This is a genomic window from Dietzia sp. ANT_WB102, from assembly GCF_008369165.1.
In the GTDB taxonomy this organism is placed as follows: Bacteria; Actinomycetota; Actinomycetes; order Mycobacteriales; family Mycobacteriaceae; genus Dietzia.
The window spans coordinates 1,666,754-1,688,523 of the sequence record NZ_VOBA01000001.1; the positions used below are offsets into that span (position 1 = coordinate 1,666,754).

The 21,770-nt window shown below is 67.9% G+C and carries 16 protein-coding genes; 12 read left to right on the top strand and 4 right to left on the bottom strand.

Annotated elements, in window-relative coordinates; translation table 11 throughout:
* Both FQ137_RS07730 and FQ137_RS07735 read left to right on the top strand, forming a co-directional pair.
* Positions 1–876, top strand: coding sequence for a DNA-formamidopyrimidine glycosylase family protein (locus FQ137_RS07730; protein WP_149291877.1), 876 nt, complete (start codon positions 1–3; stop codon positions 874–876).
* Complete coding sequence (locus FQ137_RS07735; protein WP_149291878.1) at positions 873–1,628, top strand: SDR family oxidoreductase; 756 nt, start codon at positions 873–875, stop codon at positions 1,626–1,628. The genes FQ137_RS07730 and FQ137_RS07735 overlap by 4 nt, the downstream gene beginning before the upstream one ends.
* Positions 1,629–1,778: 150 nt before the next feature.
* On the opposite strand, the gene pgi is transcribed toward FQ137_RS07735, so the two are convergent.
* Complete coding sequence (pgi, locus tag FQ137_RS07740; RefSeq protein ID WP_149291879.1) at positions 1,779–3,437, bottom strand: glucose-6-phosphate isomerase; 1,659 nt, start codon at positions 3,435–3,437, stop codon at positions 1,779–1,781.
* A 51-nt stretch (positions 3,438–3,488) separates the two neighbouring features.
* On the opposite strand from pgi, the gene FQ137_RS07745 reads away from it, so the two are divergent.
* Complete coding sequence (locus tag FQ137_RS07745) at positions 3,489–4,148, top strand: DUF5701 family protein (protein ID WP_149291880.1); 660 nt, start codon at positions 3,489–3,491, stop codon at positions 4,146–4,148.
* Positions 4,149–4,186: 38 nt separating this feature from the next.
* On the opposite strand, the gene FQ137_RS07750 is transcribed toward FQ137_RS07745, so the two are convergent.
* Entirely contained in the window at positions 4,187–4,498 is a 312-nt protein-coding gene (locus tag FQ137_RS07750) for a chorismate mutase (RefSeq protein WP_149291881.1), read from the bottom strand.
* Between the two features lie 58 nt (positions 4,499–4,556).
* Here FQ137_RS07750 and FQ137_RS07755 point away from each other — a divergent pair, with 58 nt between their 5' ends.
* Both FQ137_RS07755 and FQ137_RS07760 read left to right on the top strand, forming a co-directional pair.
* Positions 4,557–5,981 carry a sodium:alanine symporter family protein gene (locus FQ137_RS07755; RefSeq protein WP_188064829.1) on the top strand — a complete coding sequence of 475 codons (1,425 nt, stop codon included), beginning with the start codon at positions 4,557–4,559 and terminating at the stop codon, positions 5,979–5,981.
* Between the two features lie 39 nt (positions 5,982–6,020).
* Positions 6,021–8,465, top strand: a complete 2,445-nt coding sequence (locus FQ137_RS07760) for a UvrD-helicase domain-containing protein (RefSeq protein WP_149291882.1) — start codon at positions 6,021–6,023, stop codon at positions 8,463–8,465.
* A 272-nt stretch (positions 8,466–8,737) separates the two neighbouring features.
* Here the strand turns inward: FQ137_RS07760 and FQ137_RS07765 are convergent, their stop codons facing one another.
* A complete protein-coding gene (locus FQ137_RS07765) occupies positions 8,738–9,514 on the bottom strand; it encodes a M23 family metallopeptidase (RefSeq protein WP_149292711.1) in 777 nt (258 codons plus the stop codon).
* A gap of 410 nt (positions 9,515–9,924) precedes the next feature.
* Here FQ137_RS07765 and sucC point away from each other — a divergent pair, with 410 nt between their 5' ends.
* The 7 genes from sucC (at position 9,925) to FQ137_RS07800 (ending at position 18,033) form a co-directional block, all read left to right on the top strand.
* The gene (sucC, locus tag FQ137_RS07770; protein WP_149291883.1) at positions 9,925–11,091 is read left to right on the top strand and encodes an ADP-forming succinate--CoA ligase subunit beta; all 1,167 of its coding nucleotides are present in this window, start codon (positions 9,925–9,927) and stop codon (positions 11,089–11,091) included.
* 21 nt (positions 11,092–11,112) lie between these two features.
* Entirely contained in the window at positions 11,113–12,015 is a 903-nt protein-coding gene (gene sucD / locus FQ137_RS07775) for a succinate--CoA ligase subunit alpha (protein WP_149291884.1), read from the top strand.
* Positions 12,016–12,142: 127 nt separating this feature from the next.
* Complete coding sequence (locus FQ137_RS07780) at positions 12,143–13,843, top strand: DUF6350 family protein (protein WP_223146494.1); 1,701 nt, start codon at positions 12,143–12,145, stop codon at positions 13,841–13,843.
* 133 nt (positions 13,844–13,976) lie between these two features.
* Entirely contained in the window at positions 13,977–14,558 is a 582-nt protein-coding gene (gene purN, locus FQ137_RS07785) for a phosphoribosylglycinamide formyltransferase (RefSeq protein WP_149292712.1), read from the top strand.
* On the top strand, positions 14,555–16,123 hold the full coding sequence (purH, locus tag FQ137_RS07790; RefSeq protein WP_149291885.1) for a bifunctional phosphoribosylaminoimidazolecarboxamide formyltransferase/IMP cyclohydrolase: 1,569 nt from the start codon (positions 14,555–14,557) through the stop codon (positions 16,121–16,123). Before purN ends, purH begins: the two co-directional genes overlap by 4 nt.
* Before the next feature lies 1 nt (position 16,124).
* Positions 16,125–16,754, top strand: a complete 630-nt coding sequence (locus tag FQ137_RS07795) for a TetR/AcrR family transcriptional regulator (RefSeq protein WP_149291886.1) — start codon at positions 16,125–16,127, stop codon at positions 16,752–16,754.
* Between the two features lie 67 nt (positions 16,755–16,821).
* On the top strand, positions 16,822–18,033 hold the full coding sequence (locus FQ137_RS07800; RefSeq protein ID WP_149291887.1) for an MFS transporter: 1,212 nt from the start codon (positions 16,822–16,824) through the stop codon (positions 18,031–18,033).
* Between the two features lie 28 nt (positions 18,034–18,061).
* On the opposite strand, the gene FQ137_RS07805 is transcribed toward FQ137_RS07800, so the two are convergent.
* Positions 18,062–21,682, bottom strand: a complete 3,621-nt coding sequence (locus FQ137_RS07805) for an indolepyruvate ferredoxin oxidoreductase family protein (RefSeq protein WP_149291888.1) — start codon at positions 21,680–21,682, stop codon at positions 18,062–18,064.
* Between the last annotated feature and the right edge of the window lie 88 nt (positions 21,683–21,770).

The window sequence follows — 21,770 nt, forward strand, 5'->3', positions numbered from 1 at the left end:
GTGCCTGAAGGCGACTCAGTGCACAGAGCTGCGACGCGGGTCCACGAGGCACTCGCCGGGCGGACCCTGGACAGGACAGAGCTCCGGGTACCGAGGTTCGCCGCTGTTGACCTAACCGGCAGGACGGTGGTGGCGGCCCGGTCCCGGGGGAAGCATCTCTTCGTCGTCGTCGGCCCCGACGGTCAGGGACGTGATCCCGTCACCCTCCACATCCACCTCAAGATGGAGGGTCGCATCCACATCCTGCGTGCGGGGGACCGGTGGCGGTTCCCCGCTCACACCGTGCGGCTGCTCCTGCGCGCCGGCGACGTAGAGGTCGTAGGCACCGAACTCGGACTACTGCGCGCCCTGACCCCGGCCGAGGCAGATCGTGCAGTAGACCATCTCGGGCCCGACCTCCTAGGCACAGACTGGGACCCGGTGACGAGTACCGACGAAGTCGTGCGGCGCATCGTGGAACGACCCACCCGCACGATCGGCGAGGCGTTGCTCGATCAGCGCAATCTGGCCGGGATAGGGACCGTCTACCGGGCGGAGCTGTGCTTCCTGCGGGGGGTGGATCCGCGGGATCCCGTAGAGGTGGTGCCCGATCTTCGTGCCACGGTCACGCTGGCACGTCGGATGCTGGTGGCCAACGCCGACCGCACCGTCCGAGTGACCACCGGCGACACACGACGCGGGCGCGAATTGTGGGTGTACGGCCGTGACGGCAAGCCGTGTCGCCGGTGCGGGACCGAGGTGGAGACCTTCCGCCTCGGCGGACTCGCGGACCCGGACGAGCCGAGTGACTCTCTCGACCGCATCGCCTACCGTTGCCCGTCCTGCCAGCCGCGTCGTGCCACACTGGGCGCATCGCCAACGGAGGAGAACTCGTGACCGACCGCAAGACGATTCTGATTACCGGCGCCAGCTCTGGCCTCGGCGAGGGAATGGCCCGCCGCTGGGCCGTGCAGGGAAAGAATCTCGCGCTGTGTGCGCGGCGGCTGGACCGCCTGGAGGAGCTTCGCGCCGAACTGCTGGAAGCGAATCCCTCGATCACGGTGGCGGTGCGCGAGCTCGATGTGGCAGACGGTGACGCGGTGGAGCGGGTTTTCGGCGAGCTCGATGCCGAGCTCGGCGGTATCGACCGTTTCGTACTCAACGCCGGACTGGGCAAGGGTGCCTCAATCGGTACGGGGAAGGCGCACGCCAACCGGGAGACCGCAATGGTGAACGTGGTCGGGACGCTCAACCAGGCCGAAGCGGCGATGGAACTGCTCTTCACTCGGGGTGAGGGGCACCTGGTGTTCATCTCGTCGGTGAGTTCGCTGCGAGGCATGCCGAAGGCCCAGAACACCTACGGGGCTACCAAGGCGTTCGTCTCCGCCCTGGCGCAGGGCCTCTATGCCGAGCTCGACAATGCGGGCAGCCGGATCAAGGTGACGGACATTCTGCCTGGGTACATCCGCACCGACATCAACCGCTCGGTGAAGACCGCGTTGATGACCGAGTTCGACGAGGGCGTCGACGCGCTGGTCAAAGCGATCGACGCCGAGCCCACCCGCGCACTGGTGCCGGCGAAGCCGTGGAAAGCGATCGGCCCGCTGCTGTCGCTCCTGCCCGAGAAGGTCACCCGCCGCTTCGTCTGAGCCACCTGTGGCCCTCTTCGGCCGTGCGGGGCATCGCTTGGCGCGCAGTAGTGGGGCAGAACGGTGGTGTGGGGCGGGCAGGAGGTCGTCAGCTCGCGCCGCGGCAAGTGTCAGGTCCGCGCCCTCCCGATCCCGCAAGCTGGCCGGGCGTCAGCGCCGGCCACGGGCCTCTCGGTATATCTCGACGAGGGAGTCGGTGGAGGAGTCGAAGGACGGGGCCGGGTGGGTGTCGGCGGTGAGGGCGCGAAGCAATTCACCAGCCTGGGCCTTACCCAGCTCGACGCCCCACTGGTCGAAAGCGTTGATGCCCAGGATCGCGGCCTGGGTGAACACCACATGCTCGTAGAGTGCGATGAGCTGGCCGAGGGTGCCGGGGGAGAGGGACGGCGCGAGGATCGTGGTGGAGGGCCGGTTCCCGGGCATGACTTTGTGCGGTGCGAGGGCGGGGTCGACGCCGTCGGCGATGACCTCCTCCTCGGTCTTACCGAACGCCAGAACTCGCGACTGCGCGAACAGGTTGGCCATGAGCAGGTCATGCATGGAGACCGCGTCCGACCCGCTGGACAGGGCGGCGTCCAGGTCCATGCCCGGGCGAGCGATACCGATGAAATCGACGGGCACCAGCTGAGTGCCCTGGTGGAGCAACTGGAAGAACGCATGCTGCCCGTTGGTGCCGGGCTCGCCCCAGTAGACCTCTCCGGTGGGGTAGGTGACGTCAGAGCCGTCGTGCCGGACCGATTTGCCGAGCGACTCCATGGTCAGCTGCTGCAGGTAGGCGGGGAAACGATGGAGATCCTGCGAGTAGGGGATGACGGCCTTGGACTGCGAGCCGAGGAAGGACGTGTACCAGATCCCCAGCAGCGCCATGAGGACCGGAGCATTGTCTTGCGGCGCCTCGGTGGCGAAGTGCTGATCCATTGTGTGGAAGCCCTCGAGCAACTCGATGAACGCAGCCGGCCCCACCGTGATCATCACTGACAGCCCGATCGCAGAGGACACCGAGTAGCGCCCGCCGACCCAGTCCCAGAACTCGAACATGTTGTCCGCCGCGATGCCGAAGTCGGCGACCTTCTCGGCGGCGGTGGAAACGGCGACGAAGTGTGAGGCGATCGCTTCCTCTGATCCCAGTGCCTCGACGAAATGCCGACGCGCCGCATGCGCGTTGGCCATGGTCTCCTGGGTGGTGAACGTCTTGGAGGCCACCACCACCAGGGTCGTGGCCGGGTTGATGTCGGCGAGGGTGGCCGAGAGGTCGGCGGGGTCGACGTTGGACACGTACCGGGCGTGGATGCCTGCCGTCTGGAACTGACGCAATGCGCTGTCGACCATCACCGGCCCCAGGTCCGAGCCACCGATGCCAATGTTGACCACCGTGTCGATACGCTCGCCGGTGTGTCCGGTCCACCCGCCGGAGCGGACGCGGTCGGAAAAGTCGGCCATGCGTGCCAGTACCCCGTGCACGTCGGCGACCACGTCCTGACCGTCGACGACGAGCTCGGCCTCGGCCGGGAGGCGGAGCGCCGAATGGAGAACCGCCCTGTCCTCGGTCGTGTTGATGTGGTCGCCCCGGAACATGGCAGCCCGTTGCGCCGGCAGTTGAGCGGCGTCGGCGAGATCGATGAGCGCGGAGAGGATCTCATCGGTGACCAGGTGTTTCGACAGGTCCACGTGGAGGTCGCCAGCGGTGACCGACATCCGGCGGCCGCGCTCGGGGTCCGCGGCGAACAATTCCCGCAGGGTCTGCTCACCGATCGAGGGGACCAGGTCCTCCACCGCTGCCCACTGCTCAGTTGTACTGATGTCGGTCATGGCATCGAGGCTATCCGGGAATAACAGGGGGCCGCCGCCCGTTCCAGCGATGTGACCCCCAGAGTTCATCCCGGATCCCCCCTTGCCGAGCAGGTCGAGCGCCTCGTCGATGTCGGCGTCCCCGAGCTCGCCGGTATCACCGCCGAGAACCTGCGGGCCCACGCCCGCGCCCTCCCAGACGGTCCGGGCGACGACCGCGCGCTTGTGGCCGTCCACCCGTCCCTCGTGTCGACAGACCGACTGGCCACCCTCATGCGCCGCGACGGCAAGGCGGGCTTCGTCGTCGTCGACATGACAGACCTGGCAGAGTTCACCCCCACCGACGACATCGACGTCCCGGACGCGCCACTGTATTTGCTAGAGGACGTGACACGCGGCGACGACATGCTGGGCTGGACCCCGACCGACGCCCACGCCGAGTTGGCCAATCGGGGCCGCACCCCACTGACCGTCTCGGAGGGGATCAGCTGGCTGCTACAGGAACCGGGGCTGCTCGAACCCGGAAAGTGCTTCATGTGCATCGGCTCGCGCAAACCCAAGGAGGGCGGCGGCCTGGATTCGCGGACGCCCGCACTGTGGATCAGCGGCGGGACAGGCCGAGACGGCAGGGAGAACAAGGGCGCGCCCAAGGTGGGCTGGTGCTGGGCCAACAACCACCACACCTGGCTGGGCTTCGCTTCGACCGCCGTCAGGATCGGGCCGAGTCGGTAACAGGCGCATCTGGTAGCCGGGCGCTCCTCGTACCCCAGCTAGTACCCCAGCCGGCCCCGACCGAGACGCAGGAGCATGCCCGCAAGGGTCTGCCCTTCCTCCCCGAGTGAGGAGAAACGCTCGTAAACCTTGAGTTCCCGGGTGTGCACGAGCTTCGTACCGCCCGACCTCATGCGAGTGCGGCCAATGCGCCTGGAGATCTCGCTGCGGCGGACGATGGCGTCGAGAATCTCGGCGTCCAGGCGGTCGATCTCCAGCCTCAACTCCTGGATCTCGGCCTCGGACAGCGGATCGTCGGTGCCGGAGGGGTCGGTGCCAGGGGAGTGGGGGCCGGCGGGGTCGGTGCTCATGACCGGATTATCCCACTGCTCCACTGCGCCGCAGAATGACCGTCTAGTGTTTCCGCCCGTGGAAAACTTCAACACGTTTCTCGCCAACATCGGATCGGTGATCTGGGGGCCGTTCGTCCTCATCCCGCTGCTGCTCGGCACAGGTCTGTTCCTGACGATCCGGCTGCGGATGCTGCAGTTCCGCAAGCTGGTGCCCGCCCTGCGGCTGGGCCTGGTCAAAAGGAAGGACGACGGCGGCGAGGGCGACATCTCGCAATACCAGGCGCTGACCACCGCCCTGGCGGCGACCGTCGGCGTGGGCAACATCGTCGGCGTCGCGACGGCCATCGCGCTGGGCGGGCCGGGGGCGCTCTTCTGGATGTGGATCACTGCGCTCGTCGGCATGGCGTCCAAATACTCCGAGGCGTTCCTCGGCGTGCGCTACCGCGTCACCGATGCCCGCGGCGAGAAGTCCGGCGGTCCCCAGTACTACCTGCACCGCGGCCTCGCGGAAGTCTTCGGTCGCACCGGCGGCCGGATTGGCCTGGTCCTGTCGATCCTGTTCGCGGTGTTCGCCGTTCTGGCGAGCTTCGGCATCGGCAACATGACACAGGCCAACGCGGTGGCGACCCAGTTGGATAACTCGTTTGGCGTTTCCCATGCGGCTACCGGCATCGTGTTGTTCGTCTGCACCGGTGCCGTGCTGCTCGGTGGCATCAAGGCGATCGGCAGGGTCACGGCCGGGTTCGTGCCGCTCATGATCCTGCTCTACATCCTCGGCGGCCTCGCTGTGCTCGTCGCCAACTCCGAGCAGATCCCCGCAGCGTTCGGCCAGATCTTCTCGGGCGCCTTCACCGGGACGTCCGCGGTCGGTGGATTCGCCGGCTCGGCGATCCTTTACGCCATCCAGATGGGCGTTGCGCGCGGCATCTTCTCGAACGAGTCCGGGATGGGGTCCGCGGCAATCGCGGCGGCGGCGGCCAAGACCACCCATCCCACCCGGCAGGGTCTGGTGTCGATGACGCAGACGTTCGTCGACACCATCATCGTGGTCACCTTCACCGGGCTCGTCCTGGTCACCTCAGGGGTGTGGCAGGAGGGACGGGAGAGTGCCGGGACGATGACGGCCGACGCCTTCGCTTCCGCCCTACCTCAGGGTGACAAGCTCGTCGCCGTCTCGATCGCCTTCTTCGCCTTCTCCACGATCCTCGGATGGTCGTACTACGGCGAGCGGTGTATGGAGCGGCTGGTGGGCGCGCGTGGTGTGATCCCGTACCGCATGGTCTTCACCTGCGTGGTGTTCGTGGGAGCGGTCACCGAGCTCGAGGTGGTGTGGAACTTCTCCGACGTGATGAACGGCCTCATGGCCATCCCCAACCTCATTGGTCTGCTCTTCCTGTCGGGCCTGATCGTCCGCGAGACACGGCACTATCTGGACAACGATCCCGGCCTGACCGCGTCGGCGTCCCAGGTGAAGGAGTTCACGGGGGTCGGTCAGCGCTGAGCCCGGCTTGTCGGATCGAATGGGTAGATTGGACCCACGATGACCGACACCGCACACGCTCCCGCCCGCCCCATCTCACCCCTGCTCGACGGGCTTAACCCACAGCAGGCCGCCGCGGTCACGCACCGCGGCGGCCCGTTGTTGATCGTGGCGGGAGCGGGGTCGGGAAAGACCAGTGTGCTCACCCGACGCATCGCATACCTGCTGGCAGAGGGGGGTGCGCATCCCGGGCAGATCCTCGCGATCACCTTCACTAACAAGGCCGCCGCCGAGATGCGGGAGCGGGTGGCGGCCCTGGTCGGTCCGCACGCGGAGCGGATGTGGGTGGCCACGTTCCACTCGATCTGCGTGCGGATCCTGCGCGCTCAGTCCGCGCTGCTGGGGACGCGGAACTCGAACTTCACGATCTACGATTCGGATGACTCCCGGCGGCTGTTGGGGATGATCGCCAAGGAGCAGCAGCTCGAGGTTAAGAAGTTCACCCCGCGGATGCTGGCAACGGCGATCTCCAATCACAAGAACGAGCTGCGCGAACCGTCCGAGGCGATGGACCGTGCGCTCGAAGACTCCGACCGAACGGGGCAGACCGTCGCGGCCGTATACACGGAATACCAGTCGCGACTGCAGGCGGCCAATGCGTTCGACTTCGACGATCTGATCGGTGAGACCGTGGCGCTGCTCCGTGCGCACCCCGAGGTCGCGGCGTATTACCGACGCCGGTTCCGCCACGTCATGGTGGACGAGTACCAGGACACCAACCACGCCCAGTATGTGCTGGTGCGCACCCTCGTGGGTGGGGTGACGGGGGAGGACGACGGGGTGGGCGTCCCCCCGGCCGAGCTCTGTGTGGTCGGTGACGCCGATCAGTCGATCTACGCCTTCCGCGGTGCCACGATCAGGAACATCGAAGACTTCGAGCACGACTACCCCGATGCCCGTTCCATCCTGTTGGAGCAGAACTACCGGTCCACGCAGACCATTCTGACGGCCGCGAATGCCGTCATCTCGCGCAACCCGGGTCGCAGGGAGAAAAATCTGTGGACCTCTGAGGGCGCGGGCGAGCTGTTGGTGGGCTACGTGGCGGACAACGAGCACGACGAGGCGAGGTTCATCGCCGGGGAGATCGACCGACTGGTGGACTCAGGTGCGGCGTCGTACTCCGACGTGGCGGTGTTCTACCGAACCAACAACTCCTCCCGCGTCGTCGAGGATGTGTTCGTGCGCCTCGGCCTGCCGTACAAGGTCGTGGGGGGCACCAGATTCTACGAGCGCAAGGAAGTTCGCGACGTCGTCGCCTACCTCAAGGTTCTCAGCAACCCGGACGACACGGTGGCGTTGCGCCGCATCCTCAACACCCCGCGGCGGGGAATCGGGGACCGCGCCGAGGCATGTGTGGTCGTTCACGCCGAGCAGCGGGGTATCGGGTTCGGCCAGGCACTGCGAGACGCGGCCGAGGGGAAGGTGTCGCTGCTGCCGACGCGGTCGGTCAAGGCGATCGCCGGGTTCGTGCGGATGCTTGACGAGCTGCGCGGACGCCTTGACGGCGGTGATCACGCCGCCGGGGAGGACTCGGCGCCCGACGTCGGGGCACTCGTGGAAGCCGTGCTGGAGAGCACCGGCTACCGCGCTGAACTGGAGGCGTCCAACGACCCGCAGGACGCCGCCCGCGTGGACAACCTCAACGAACTGGTGGGCGTGGGCCGCGAATTCTCCTCGGAGGCCGCGCTGCAGCGCTCGGCGAAAGAGCAGGGTTTCGGTGTCGAGGCGGACGCTGACGACGAGCTGGACCAGGGGCTGGCCGAGCCCGGGTCACTCGCCGCGTTCCTCGAACGGGTCTCGCTGGTGGCCGACGCCGACCAGATCCCCGACTCCGACCAGGGCCAGGTCACCCTCATGACCCTGCACACCGCCAAGGGGCTGGAATTCCCGGTGGTGTTCCTCATCGGCATGGAGGACGGGCTCTTCCCGCACATGCGGGCACTGGGCGACCCGGCCGAACTGTCGGAGGAGCGCAGGCTCGCGTATGTGGGCATCACGCGCGCCCGCAAGCGGCTCTACCTGACCCGCGCAATGATGCGGTCATCGTGGGGGCAACCCATGACCAATCCCGGATCACGTTTCCTGGAGGAGATCCCCTCCGAGGCGATCGAGTGGCAGCGCGAAGAGCCGGCCGGTGGGGCGGGCTACGGGGACGACGACTCGTACGCACCGCGCCGCCGTTTCGGAGGCGGTTCCGGTGGTGGCTACAGTTCGGGCGGGTTCGGCTCGTCTGGTGGACGGTCGGCGGGGATACCCCGCGCGAAGGCGTCCGGGCCTGCTCTCGAGTTGGCGCCCGGGGACCGGGTCACGCACGACAAGTACGGGCTCGGCAAAGTACTGTCCTGCGATGGCAGCGGGCCGCGGGCCACGGCGACCATCGACTTCGGTGCGTCCGGCAAGGTTCGGCTCATGCTCATCGGGGGCGTGCCGATGCAGAAGCTCTAGGCTCGCGCTTCTGGATTTCGTTCAGGATTAGCTTTCACGAGGTCTTGGGCATCGGCTTGCTGGGATTCATCGCAGACCAGATGAGTATCCAGGTGGTCTTTGTGAGCATCGCTGTGATTCTGGTTGCTGCTCTTGGACCCTCGTTCGTCCTGAAGCAGCGCAGAAGGATCGCTGCCGAGCCGTCCGAGCTCCGGGCCCTGACCTCTGAACTGGAGAAACGCAGATTGATTGACTGCGGGATCCTACGCTTGAAGCGGCGACGCCCCGAACGGTCAGCTACCGGAGGAGCTGGATCCCTCGACGCTGCCGGCCATGGGATCGAGACCGCGCTCGAGTAGCCAGGTCAACGGATCGACGTGGTCCTTGCCTCCGTTGACGAGGACCTCGAAGTGCAGGTGGGAGCCGGTGGAGAATCCGAGCGAACCCATGCCCGCGATCTTCTGCCCGGCATGCACGCGCTCACCGACGGCGACGTCGAGAGACTGCATGTGGCCGTAGACGGTCATGGTGCCGTCGTCGGCCATGATGCGAATCCAGTTACCGAAACCCTGGGCCGGACCGGAGTCGATCACAGTGCCATCCGTGGCGGCGTAGATGTCCGAACCGGGCACGTTCGCGATGTCAATGCCGGCGTGGAAGCTGCCCCAGCGCATCGCATAAGGCGAGGTGAACGCGCCGATTGCGGGCATGGCGACCTTCGGGCGCCGGGCCTGCTCCTCGGCGATCTCGCGCTGGGCATTGATCTCCGTGCCCGCGTAAAGCATCGTGGAACTGATGTCGTCGCTCGAAGGCCCTGCGGCGGAGACTGGGACGACGACGACGGGCTCGGGGGCCGAGGGCGTCGCCGGGGCCGAAGTCGTCGGCGCGCCTGGGGTAGAAGTCGCGGGTGCGGGCTCTCCGTTAGCCAGAAGTGCGATGTCTCCGGCGTCGGCCGAATGGGTGCCCGTGTCACTCAAGGCAGAACCCGCCGACGCGGCGGAGACAGCGGCGCCCGCGGCGATGGCTAGAACGGCTGCACGCCCGCGCAGTGCCTGCGGCGGCGCGGGCATCCGGTGGCGACCGACCCGATGCGCACCGGCCGGCTGGACGACGACGGGGGTCGCTCGTAACTCGTGTTGCGACTTTTCCACCGTGTCGTTTCCCCTCTGTCGTCGCGTCGTGATCTTTTCGTGATGAACGTCGTCCAAAGTAACGGATCGGCAACAGGGCCGCAAGACTCTCGAGGGTGGCTGGGTGAGGGGTGCGTCACATCGATGTGATTCACGCGCCCCGGAGGCGGGGCGGTGCCCGGGTGGGTGGAGTGGTGAATTGGTCCGACTGGGGGCTGGTGCGCTTTGTGATCCAGTGCACACAGCTACCCCCAGGGTGCGACGGGGAACACACCACACGCCTAGGATGAGGCTCGACTCGGCTTTACAACAGGGCCGGGCGAATCTACCCACGTCAAGATGGTGAGCTGATGGATCTCTTTGAATACCAGGCAAAGGCTCTTTTCGCGAAGCATGACGTGCCCACCACCCCGGGGCGCGTCGCGGACACCGCGGAAGAGGCCGAGAAGGTCGCAGCCGAGATCGGCAAGCCTGTCGTCGTCAAGGCTCAGGTGAAGGTCGGTGGCCGCGGTAAGGCCGGCGGCGTGAAGCTGGCAGAGGATGCCAAGGAGGCCCGCGCCCGGGCCGAGGACATTCTGGGCCTGGACATCAAGGGCCACATCGTTAAGAAGCTGCTCGTCGCCGAGGCCAGCGATATCGCTGAGGAGTACTACATCTCCTTCCTCGTCGACCGCGCCAACCGCAATTACCTGGCAATGTGCTCGGTCGAGGGCGGCGTCGAGATCGAGCAGGTCGCCGAGGAGTCTCCGGACCGCCTCGCCAAGATCAACATTGACCCCACGGTCGGTGTGGACGTGGCCAAGGCCCGCGAGATCGCGAAGGCCGGCCACCTGCCGGAAGAGGTGCTGGACGCCGCTGCGGTGACCATCGCCAAGCTGTACGACGTGTTCATCAACGAGGACGCCTCGCTGGTCGAGGTCAACCCGCTCGTGCGCACGCCGAACGATGAGATCCTTGCCCTCGACGGCAAGGTCACCCTGGACGAGAACGCCGAGTTCCGCCACAAGGAGACCTTCGCCGACTTCGCCGATGCGGGCACCACCGATCCGCTCGAGCAGAAGGCCGCGGAGAACGACCTCAACTACGTCAAGCTCGACGGACAGGTCGGCATCATCGGCAACGGCGCCGGGCTGGTCATGTCCACGCTCGACGTCGTCGCCTACGCCGGCGAGAACCACGGCGGCGTCAAGCCCGCCAACTTCCTGGACATCGGTGGCGGCGCCTCGGCCGAGGTCATGGCCAACGGGCTCGACGTCATTCTCGGCGACGAGCAGGTCAAGAGCGTGTTCGTCAACGTCTTCGGTGGCATCACCGCCTGTGACGCGGTCGCGAACGGCATCGTCAAGGCCCTGGAAATCCTGGGCGACGAGGCCAACAAGCCCCTCGTGGTCCGTCTCGACGGCAACAACGTCGAGGAGGGTCGTCGCATCCTCGCCGAGGCGAACCACCCGCTCGTGACCCTGGCCGACAACATGGACTCCGGCGCCGACAAGGCCGCCGAGCTGGCCGCCAAGTAAGAAACAGAGGACCTTACACACATGTCGATTTTCCTCAACAAGGACAACAAGGTCATCGTCCAGGGCATCACCGGCGGCGAGGGCACCAAGCACACCGCCCGCATGCTCGCGGCCGGCACCCAGGTCGTCGGCGGCGTCAACGCCCGCAAGGCCGGCACCACCGTGTCCCACAAGGACGCAGACGGTAACGACATCGAGCTGCCTGTCTTCGGCTCCGTCAAGGAGGCCATGGAGGCCACCGGTGCCGACACGACGATCCTGTTCGTCCCGCCGCCGTTCACCAAGGACGCCATCATCGAGGCCGTGGACGCGGAGATCCCGCTCGCCGTGGTTATCACCGAGGGCGCCCCGGTCCTGGACACCGCCACCGCGTGGAACTACAACCTCGCGAAGGGCAACAAGACCCGGATCATCGGACCGAACTGCCCGGGCATCATCACGCCCGGCGAGTCGCTGGTCGGCATCACCCCGGCCAACATTGCGGGCAAGGGCCCGGTCGGGCTCGTGTCCAAGTCGGGCACCCTGACCTACCAGATGATGTACGAGCTGGCCGACTACGGCTTCTCGACCGCCATCGGCATCGGTGGTGACCCGATCATCGGCACCACGCACATCGACTGCATCGAGGCCTTCGAGAACGACCCGGAGACCAAGGTCATCGTCATGATCGGCGAGATCGGTGGCGACGCCGAGGAGCGTGCGGCCGACTACATCAAGGCCAACGTCACCAAGCCGGTCGTCGGTTATGTCGCCGGCTTCACTGCACCCGAGGGCAAGACGATGGGCCACGCCGGCGCCATCGTCTCCGGCTCCTCGGGCACTGCGCAGGCTAAGAAGGAGGCCCTCGAGGCCGCGGGTGTCAAGGTCGGCAAGACGCCGTCCGAGGCCGCCCAGCTCGCCAAGGAGCTCCTCGACGCCATGTGATCCACTCGCGGTGGTCGGGCCGACCACCGCGAAATAGCGCGCCTCAGCGACCCCCGTCATCTCCGGATGGCGGGGGTCGCGGCGCGCCGGGAGTGCCCCGCGCGGGCGGGAATCTACGGTGGTCAGAGTGAGTCCTCCACGCGTCATCCGGCCCGCGGCGAGTCGGTCGCCTGCGGGCGCCCGCTCGTTGTTGTGGACGGCGGCAGCCGCGGCGCTGCCCGTCATTGTCTCCGTACTGGTGCTGGCGGCGCTCACGCTGGCAGTGCTGCTGTTCGCCGCGGACGGCTTCGACTCGCTGTTCGCGGTCGTCGCGGTGGAATGGTTGGTCGTCAACCGGGTACCGCTGACCGTGGACCAGGTGGAACTCGGGTTCCTACCGTTGTTGCCCCCGCTGCTCTACGTGGCGATCGTGGCCAGGCAGACCCGGGCGGTATTGGCGGACGTCGAGCAGCCGGGACCTCGTGAGGCCGGCGCGGCCGTGGCCGGTGTGACGGTCGCGGGACTGCTGCTGACCGTGTTCGCGACACTGGTGGTGGGATCCGCAGCATCGGATTTCGCGGTGCGCGAATCGTCTCTGGCCACCGCGCTGCTCTGGACCGCAAGCGTGGGGATCGTCGGTTCGGGGCTCGGTGTGTGGCTGTACTTCCGTAGCGAGCTGCGGGAAATCCTCCCACTGTGGATCCGCGGCGGTATCCACCTCGGAACAGCGTTTGTCGCCGCGACGTGGGCGATGGTGACGCTGTTGGTGTTGGTCGGGCTGGTTTTGGCGTGGGAGCCGGTGGGCTCGGTCCTCGAAATAGGCAAGGGTTTCGCGGGCACTGCTTCACTCGCCGGGATCTCGGTGGCGTACCTGCCCAACGTGGTGATGGCGGGGGCCGCACTGATGGTCGGCGGGGAGGCTCACTTAGGCGAGGCCTCTTTCAGCGTGTTTGCGGTGTCGCGCGGGCCAATGCCCGAGGTGCCGTTGGCGGCAATGCTGCCCACCACCAACCCGCACTGGGTGGTGCAGGGGCTGCTGCTGGCGACGGCGTTGGTGGCAGCCGGGCTCGCACGGTCGGTAGCGCACTGGTTCCGCACGACTGTCGACGCGGTCAAGGCGACGTGGCTGGCCGCAGCGATCGTGGCGCTGGTGATCGCGGTGAGCCCCGTTGTGGCGGGCGGGCAGCTGGGGATGCTCGGCACGGTCGGTACAGGGTCGCTCATCGCGGCGTCGATGGCCCTGCTGCTGTTCGGCATCATCGGATCGGCGACCATCGCACTGTCCCTGGCGGGCCTGACGCGGCGCCGAGAACGCGCTGAGAGCGAACTGGATCGACGCCGGCGGCGAGTGGGCACCGTGATGGACGACGCCCCGGCCGAGGGGCCCCTGGCCGAAGATGATGTGGCTGAGGACTCTGTCGGCGGGGGCTCTGTGGTTGCGGGCGACGAGCACCCCGTCGAGGAAGGTGTCGACGATGAGGGCCGCGACGATGAGGGCCGCGACGATGAGGGCCGCGACGATGAGGGCCGCGACGATGAGACCCGAAACGATGCGGCCAGCGACGAGCACGACGGCGCGCATGACGACGAGCACGGACACCTGGTCGACGACGACGACGAGGCGCACCTCGGGCGGCCCGGTACAGGCGCCCCGGTGGACGTGGAGACAACCTCCGACGCTGCTCCGGACGAGGATGCGGCGGGCGACGACGACCCGCCCTCTCCTGCGGCGGCCGAGGACCCGCAGGCCGCAGAGCCCAGACCGGAGGACGCTGGACCCGAGGATGCACGGGCTGACGCGGATGATTCGACCGGTCTGCCTGACGAGGGCCGGGGGGCGGCCGACTAGACTCCCACCCGTGGCCCGCGCACCCGGCGGGTAAGTGCATCGATGGGTAGGAGAGCCGGACGTGGTCGGTAGCGAGACCCTCAACGCCGATCTCGTCAGTTCAGCGTCAGGCGAGACCTGCCGGGTCGTGCTGATGGCGTCCGGCTCCGGAACCGTCGCGCAGAGCGTGCTCGAGGCCTCCAACACGCCCGATTGCCCGTACCGCATCGTCGCCCTGGTTTCCGACCGCGACTGCGAAGCCGTCGCCCGGGCTGACCGAGTCGGCCTCCCCACGGCCGTCGTCCGGCCCGGCGACCACCTCGACCGCGCCGCCTGGGACCGCGCGCTGACCGACGTGGTGAGCGGGTTCGCGCCCGACTGGGTGGTCTCGGCGGGCTTCATGCGCATCCTCGGTGCGGCGTTCCTCGGAGCGTTCGCCGGGCGCGTCGTCAACACCCATCCGGCGTTGCTGCCGGCCTTCCCCGGCGCACACGCGGTGCGTGACGCGCTCGCCTACGGGGTGGCCGTCACCGGCTGCACGGTCCACCTGGTCGACGCCGGGGTGGACACCGGGCCCGTGATCACGCAGCGTGCCGTCCACGTCCACCCGGACGACACGGAGGCCACCCTCCACGAACGCATCAAGGTCGTCGAGCGCGAGCTGCTCGTCGACGTCCTCGCGGCCGCCGCCCGTGGCCGACTCCACATCGAAGGTCGAAAGGTGCACCTAACGTGACCGATTCCCGCAGGCCCGTCCGCCGCGCACTCATCAGTGTCTACGACAAGACGGGGCTCTCCGAGCTCGCCCGGGGGCTCGCCGACGCCGGGGTCGAGATCGTCTCCACCGGGTCGACGGCGCAGCGTATCGCCGACGCCGGGGTCCCCGTGACGCCCGTCGACGCGCTGACCGGGTTCCCGGAATGTCTCGAGGGTCGGGTGAAGACGTTGCACCCGCGGGTCCACGCCGGAATTCTGGCCGACACCCGCAAGCCGGAGCATCTCGAGCAGATCGCCGACCTCGGTGTGGAGCCGTTCGAGCTCGTCGTCGTCAACCTCTATCCCTTCACCGACACCGTCGCCTCCGGCGCCGACTACGACGCCTGCGTGGAGCAGATCGACATCGGCGGACCCTCAATGGTGCGCGCAGCAGCCAAGAATCACCCGTCGGTGGCCGTGCTCGTCGATCCGGCCGAGTACCGCGACGCGCTCGAGGCCGTCGCGGCGGGCGGATTCACTCTCACCCAGCGCCGGCGCCTGGCGGCCGCCGCGTTCCGCCACACCGGCGCCTACGACGTCGCTGTGGCCACCTGGATGACCGCACAGACCGCGGATGCCGACGACGACGGCGTCGCAGGGTTCCCGGTGTGGCAGGGGCAGAGTCTCGACCTGGCCGCCACGCTTCGGTACGGCGAGAACCCGCACCAGAGCGCGGCCCTCTACATCGACGCGGCCGCCGCGCCCGGCCTCGCGCAGGCCACGCAGCTGCACGGCAAGGAGATGAGCTACAACAACTACGTCGACGGCGACGCCGCGTGGCGTTCCGCCTTCGACCATGCGGAGCCGTGTGTCGCGATCATCAAGCACGCCAACCCGTGCGGCATCGCGATCGACGCCGACATCGCGGCCGCGCACCGCGCCGCGCACGAGTGCGACCCGGTCAGCGCGTTCGGCGGCGTGATCGCCGCCAACCGCGAGGTCAGCGTCGAGATGGCGGAGCAGGTCTCCGAAATCTTCACCGAGGTCATCATCGCGCCGTCCTACGCCGACGGCGCCGTCGAGATCCTCCAGCGCAAGAAGAACATCCGCATCCTCTCCGCCCAGCCGCCCGCCGTGCGCGAGGTCGAGCGCAAGCAGATCTCCGGCGGAGTGCTCATCCAGCAGCGCGACGCCCTGGACGCCGACGGTGACGTGGTGGCCGGGTGGACCAAGGCGTGCGGCGCCGACGCCGACGAGCAGACCCTGCGCGACCTGCTGTTCGCCTGGCGCGCCTGCCGCGCGGTCAAGTCCAACGCCATCCTGCTCGCACACGCCGGTGCCACCGTCGGCGTGGGCATGGGCCAGGTCAACCGCGTCGACTCGGCGCGCCTCGCGGTGCAACGAGCGGGGGAGCGGGTCGTCGGAGCCGTCGCCGCCTCCGACGCGTTCTTCCCCTTCGCAGACGGACTCGAGGTCCTCGCCGAGGCCGGTGTTCGCGCGGTGGTTCAGCCCGGTGGGTCCGTGCGCGACGCTGAGGTGATCGAGGCCGCGGAGAAGGCCGGGATGACCATGTACTTCACCGGCGCCCGGCACTTCTTCCACTGACATGACGGGAGCGGAGGCCGCGGGCAATGGGGAAGGCGAACAGCGGGACCATGTGCTCCCGCTGACCGCGCGCGCCATCGCCAAAGCCCGTCGACGCGACGAGATCCTCGCTGCCGCCGCCCGCCTCATGGCCCGGCGCGGGTTCCACGCCGTCCGGTTGGACGACATCGGGGCTGAGGTCGGCATCTCCGGGCCCGGCATGTACCGCTACTTCTCCTCCAAGGAGGACGTACTGGCGGAGATGCTGCTCGACATATCGCGGCGCCTGCGTGACGGTGGGCGCGCCGCGGTCGAGCGGGGCGGCGAGCCCGCGGACGTGCTCGACGCCCTGCTCGAAGTGCACGTGGACTTCGTCGCCACCGAACCCGATCTGATCAGTGTGCAGTTCCGCGACCTGGGCTCACTTCCGGCGACCCCGAGGCACGAGGTGCGCAGGCTGCAGCGCGACTACGCGCAACTCTGGGTAGACGCCCTGGTGCGGCTACGTCCGGAGCTGTCATCGATCGAGGCGCGGGCCCACGTCCACGCGGTGTTCGGTCTGCTCAACTCGAGCCCGCGGCTGCCGGCCATGGCCGAGGCGGAGTTGCGCCAGGTGTTGACGGCCATGGCGGCGGCTGCCCTCCGGTCCTGACGGCGCGAGGCCGGCACCCGCACGTCTCTGCCAGCGGAACGGTCTCCCGGAAGTACAGTGGGCTCCCGTGGACAACTGCGTCGACCCCGGCAGCGTGCCCGGCTCGCCGCCACCAGGACGAGTCGAGACGACGCGACCACTGCACATCGCTTTGTTCCTCATCGGGATCGCCACGTTCGCCCAGCTCTACTCCCCCCAGGGGCTCCTTCCGCTGATCGCCGCCGACCAGGGAGTCACCGCGGACCGGGCGGCGTTGATGATCTCGACCGCCACTCTCGGCCTGGCGTGCGGGGTGATCCCATGGTCGTACATCGGCGACGCGGTCGGCCGCAGACCGGCGATGCTCGTGGCGGTCGGTGTGGCGTGCGTCTTCGCTCTGCTTTCTGTGGCCGTGCCGACCTTCCCCCTGATGCTCGCTATGCGCTTTGGGGAGGGCGTCATGCTCGGCGGGGTGCCGGCTCTGGCCGTCGCCTATCTCAGCGAGGAGGTGCGCCCTGACCGTGCGGCAGTGGCGGCGGGGATCTATGTTTCCGGGACGACCATCGGTGGGCTGACCGGCAGGATCGTCGCCGCGCCTGTCGGAGAACAACTCGGTTGGCGCACGGGAATGCTGGTCGTCACGGCGATCGCGGTCGTTTGTGTCCTCACGTTCGCGGTCACCGCTCCTCCGGCACGCAACTTCACACCCCGGCGCAGCAGGCTCGACGAGGCCGTGGGGCAGCTGCTGGGGAACCTGCGCTCGCCGACGCTCGTGGTGATCTACCTCCAAGCGTTCCTCACCATGGGCGGCTTCGTGGCCATGTACAACTTCCTGGGCTTTCGCCTAGTGGAACCACCGTTCCAGCTCCCCTTGTGGCTGACCAGTCTGATTTTCCTCGCCTATCTCGCCGGCACACTGTCTTCTCCGCGCGCTGGCGTCCTTGCCTCCCGCCTAGGCCGAAAACCCGTGTTGATCGGCGGCAACCTGCTGATGATGGGCGGTGTCTCCCTCGCGCTCGTCCCGAACATCTGGGTGATCATCCTCGGCATGGTGGTACTCACCGCCGGATTCTTCGCCGCGCACGCCGTGGCTGCGGGGTGGGCCGGCGCGTCGGCGGTGGCCGGTCGGTCCCAGTCGACCTCGCTGTACAACCTCGGCTACTACGCAGGATCCTCGGTGTTCGGGTTCCTCGGCGGCACCTTCCTCGCGCTGGCAGGGTGGGCCGGGACCGTCGGCATGGTGCTCGTACTCACCGCGGTAGCCACGACTCTCGTGGTGGCGGTGCTGCCGAGGAACTGATCGGCATCGAGGCTGGAGAGTTTCGTGGTCAGGCGTCCAGGCGGGATCGGAGCGACCTGAGCTCCGCCCGGTAGCGCTTGACGTTGCCGAGCTTCACCTCCTCGTAACCGCGGATCATGTCCGGCAATTCAGCCAACGCCACGGCGGTGCCCCGCCACGTGGCGTCCTTGCCCACCGGGCCCACCCGTCGTAGCTCGACGGTGAGGTCGTCGATGAGATCGCGGTACTCGGCCAGCAGCGCACGCTCCACCCGGCGGACCTCCGCGTAGCCGAACAGGTCCATCCGAGTACCGCGGAGCCGCCTCATCCGTGCGAGCGCCTTCATCGCCGGCATGGCCCCGGGACCGATCGAGATCTTCTTCTTCATCCCCAACGCGCGCAGGACCGGCGGGTGGAGCTGCAGCTTGGCAACCGCCCCCTCGCCCCAGTCCTCGTCGAGCCGCGCCGCGAACTCCGGGTCCACAGCCAGGCGGGCGACCTCGTACTCGTCCTTGTACGCCATGAGGGTGAACAGGTTTCGCGCCACCGCGAAGCTGAGTTGCTCGCGGGCCGGCCCGGCCTCGTCGCTGTCCCGGAGCGCCTCGGCGGCGCGGACCTCCTCGACACGGCGGAGGTAGTCGGCCGCGTACGCCTCATCTTGATAGGCGATCAGCTCGTCGACTCGCAGGGCGACCACCGCGCGCAACTCCTCAGAGGCATCCGGAGCCAGGCGGGTCAGTAGCCGTTCGGCCACGGGGGAGGGCACGTGCCGCTCAGTAGTGGCGGTGCCCACCGGGCGGTGCAGTTCGGTCACCAGTGCCGCCAGGGTCTGCGGGTCGGCGATCGCCTGCCGGCCGCGGCGGAATGCCTGGAGGTTCGCGTCGACGGCCACCCCGTTGAGTTCGATCGCCCGCTCGATCGATCTGGCGGATACGGGCAGGGCGCCGCTCTGGTACGCCGCACCCACCATGAGCATGTTGGCGGTCTGGGTGGACCCGAAGAGTTGCTGGGTGAGCGCCCCCGGGTCGAGGTAGAACCCGCGCGAGGTGGCGCGGTCGATGACGGCCTGGATGTCCGAGGTTGCCGGGTACTGCTCGGCCGTGTCGATCACCATCTTGCCGGTGGGGATCTGCGTGGTGGACACCACTGCGGTGGTGCGATCCGGACTGGCCACCTTCAGGTGGGTGCTGTCCGCGCCGACGAGGCCGTCGCAGCACAGGTACAGGTCGCAATCTCCGGCCCCGATCTTCGGAGGCTGCTCCGTGGGGGTGCGGGCGACGCGCACGTCGGAGACCACCGCGCCGCCCTTCTGGGCGAGCCCGGTCATGTCCAGGGTGCGGGCCGACCGGCCGTCGAGGACCGCCGCGGTGGCCAGGACCGCCGAGACCGTGACGATGCCGGTGCCGCCGATCCCGGTCAATCGCAGGGAGAAGCCGCGATCCGGATCGACCTCCACGCGAACCGGCTCCTCGACAGCTTCGGCCGCCAGGGCCGGTGCCGACGCCAGCCGCACGGACTTCTCGCCGGGGACCACGGTGACGAAGGCGGGGCAGTCACCCTGCAGACACGAGAAGTCGAAGTTGCAGGTGGACTGGTCGATCTGCGTCTTGCGACCGAACTCGGTCTGGACGGGGTGGACCGACAGGCAGTTGGATTTCTTTCCGCAGTCACCGCATCCCTCGCAGATGCGCTCGTTGATCACCACCCGCTCGTTCGGGGTCGGGTAGGTGCCGCGCTTGCGGTGACGGCGCTTCTCTGCCGCGCAGAACTGGTCGTGGACGAGAACCGTGACCCCCGGGATGGCGGCGAGCTCCCGCTGGACCTCGAGAGTGTCCACCCGGTCGCGGACCTCCACGCCCCGGGGCAGCCCCTGTGCGCGGGTCGCCTTGACGTTGTCTGTGGTGACGACGATCTTGGCGACCTTCTCCGCCTGCAGCAGTCGAAGGATTTCCGGCAGGCTCATCTCGCCGACCGGGTCCTGGCCGCCCGTCATGGCCACTGTCCCGTTGTAAAGCAGTTTGTAGGTGATGTTGTCGCCGGAGGCCACGGTGGCCCGAAGCGCCAGTGACCCCGAGTGCATGAAGGTGCCGTCGCCGACGTTCTGGACCATGTGTCGTTCGGTGAGGAACGGCGCCATCCCGGTCCACTGGATCCCCTCGCCGCCCATCTGGGTGACTCCGGTGACGTTGCCGACCTGCTCCTCGTCCATCAGGAGCACCATCGCGTGGCACCCGATGCCCCCGCCGACGAGGGTGCCGTCGGCGACCTTTGTCGAACTGTTGTGGGGGCACCCCGAGCAGAAGTAGGGGGTCCGGCTGGTCGCGAGCGGGAGCACGATACGGGAGCGCCCTCGCCCCGGACCGTCGAGCCAGGCGCGAGCGGACTCAATGCCGTGGACCGAGGCGAGACGTTGCGCCAGACCGCGGGTGACGGAATCTACGTCGAGCTCACCGAAGCGACTGAACAACGTCGATCCGTCCTCGTGCGCCTTACCCACCACGTTCGCGACACCGGGCTTGCGGAACTGGATATCCCGGATCATGGTCTCGATGAAGTCGCGCTTCTCCTCAACGACGATCACCTCGTCAAGCCCGGACATGAACTCGTCAAGGATCGTGCGCTCCAGGGGGTAGATCATGCCCAACTTGAGGATGCGGATCCCGCGACGGCCTAACTCGTCGTCGCCGATCCCCAGACGGCGCAACGATTCGCGCACGTCGAGGTAAGTCTTGCCAGCAGCGACAATGCCGATCCGGTCATTCGAGGTCGACTGCACGATCCGATTGAGACGGTTGAGGCGGGCGTATTCCAGCGCGCGGGGGATCCGGATCGTGAGCTGATTCTGCTCGAGCTCCATGAGACTGGATCCCAGGAGCCGCCCGGACGGCACGTGTGGGCTGGTGCCGAGGTCCCCGTACACGGGCAGGATCCGGTCCGGATCGACCACCGCGGTCGATGAGGCATCCGCGACGTGCGCGGAGACCTTCATGGCCGACCACAGGCCCGAGACCCGTGACAGGATCGCCGCATGGACGCCGAAGTCCAGCACGTCCTGTGAATCCGCGGGGTAGAGCGTGGGCATGTAGAGGTCGGCAAGCGCCAACTCCGAGGCGCACGGCACGGTGGAGGATTTGGCGCCGGGATCGTCGCCGACCAGCGCCACCGCGCCACCGTGCGGATCGGTACCGATGAGATTGGCGTGCCGCAGCGCGTCCGTGGCGCGGTCCAGGCCGGGGGCCTTGCCATACCAGTACCCCACGACACCCTGTAGTGCCGCGCCTCGGGTGTTGGCCGTGGCACGCAGGGTGCCCGTGCGCCTGGCGAGCTGAGAGCCCATCACCGCAGTGGCCCCGGCCTCCTCGTTGAGAGCGGGGCGGTGCACGATGTCGAACGGGTCGAGGAACTCAGAGCGCCTGGCCAACTCGAGGTCGTACCCCGCGAGTGGTGACCCCTCGTAGCCGCTGACGAGGCTCGCGGTGAGCAAATTCTGCCTGCGGTCGAGTCGCGCGCGGTCGCGGACGGTCCGGACCAGCGCCTGGATCCCGGTGAGAAAGACCGTCCCGCTCTCACGTGTGTAGCGATCGGAGAGCGAGAACGATCCGGCGTCCGCCTGTCCGGTCCGCGGTAGATCATCGTGGGAGCCGTCCGTGGAGTGGAGGAGGGAGGTCATCGTCAACACCTAGCCTTCGCGATACGAAAGATGTCTCCCCAGGCTAGGTCGAACTGTGAAGTACGTCACGCGGTCATCTCCAGGCCGA

Excerpts from the sequence above, each read along its gene's own strand:
- pgi (WP_149291879.1), bottom strand. The coding sequence starts at position 3,437 with ATGACCGACATCAGTACAACTGAGCAGTGGGCAGCGGTGGAGGACCTG.
- FQ137_RS07750 (WP_149291881.1), bottom strand. The coding sequence starts at position 4,498 with ATGAGCACCGACCCCGCCGGCCCCCACTCCCCTGGCACCGACCCCTCC.
- FQ137_RS07760 (WP_149291882.1), top strand. The coding sequence starts at position 6,021 with ATGACCGACACCGCACACGCTCCCGCCCGCCCCATCTCACCCCTGCTC.
- FQ137_RS07765 (WP_149292711.1), bottom strand. The coding sequence starts at position 9,514 with ATGCCCGCGCCGCCGCAGGCACTGCGCGGGCGTGCAGCCGTTCTAGCC.
- sucC (WP_149291883.1), top strand. The coding sequence starts at position 9,925 with ATGGATCTCTTTGAATACCAGGCAAAGGCTCTTTTCGCGAAGCATGAC.
- sucD (WP_149291884.1), top strand. The coding sequence starts at position 11,113 with ATGTCGATTTTCCTCAACAAGGACAACAAGGTCATCGTCCAGGGCATC.
- purN (WP_149292712.1), top strand. The coding sequence starts at position 13,977 with ATGGCGTCCGGCTCCGGAACCGTCGCGCAGAGCGTGCTCGAGGCCTCC.
- FQ137_RS07795 (WP_149291886.1), top strand. The coding sequence starts at position 16,125 with ATGACGGGAGCGGAGGCCGCGGGCAATGGGGAAGGCGAACAGCGGGAC.
- FQ137_RS07805 (WP_149291888.1), bottom strand. The coding sequence starts at position 21,682 with ATGACCTCCCTCCTCCACTCCACGGACGGCTCCCACGATGATCTACCG.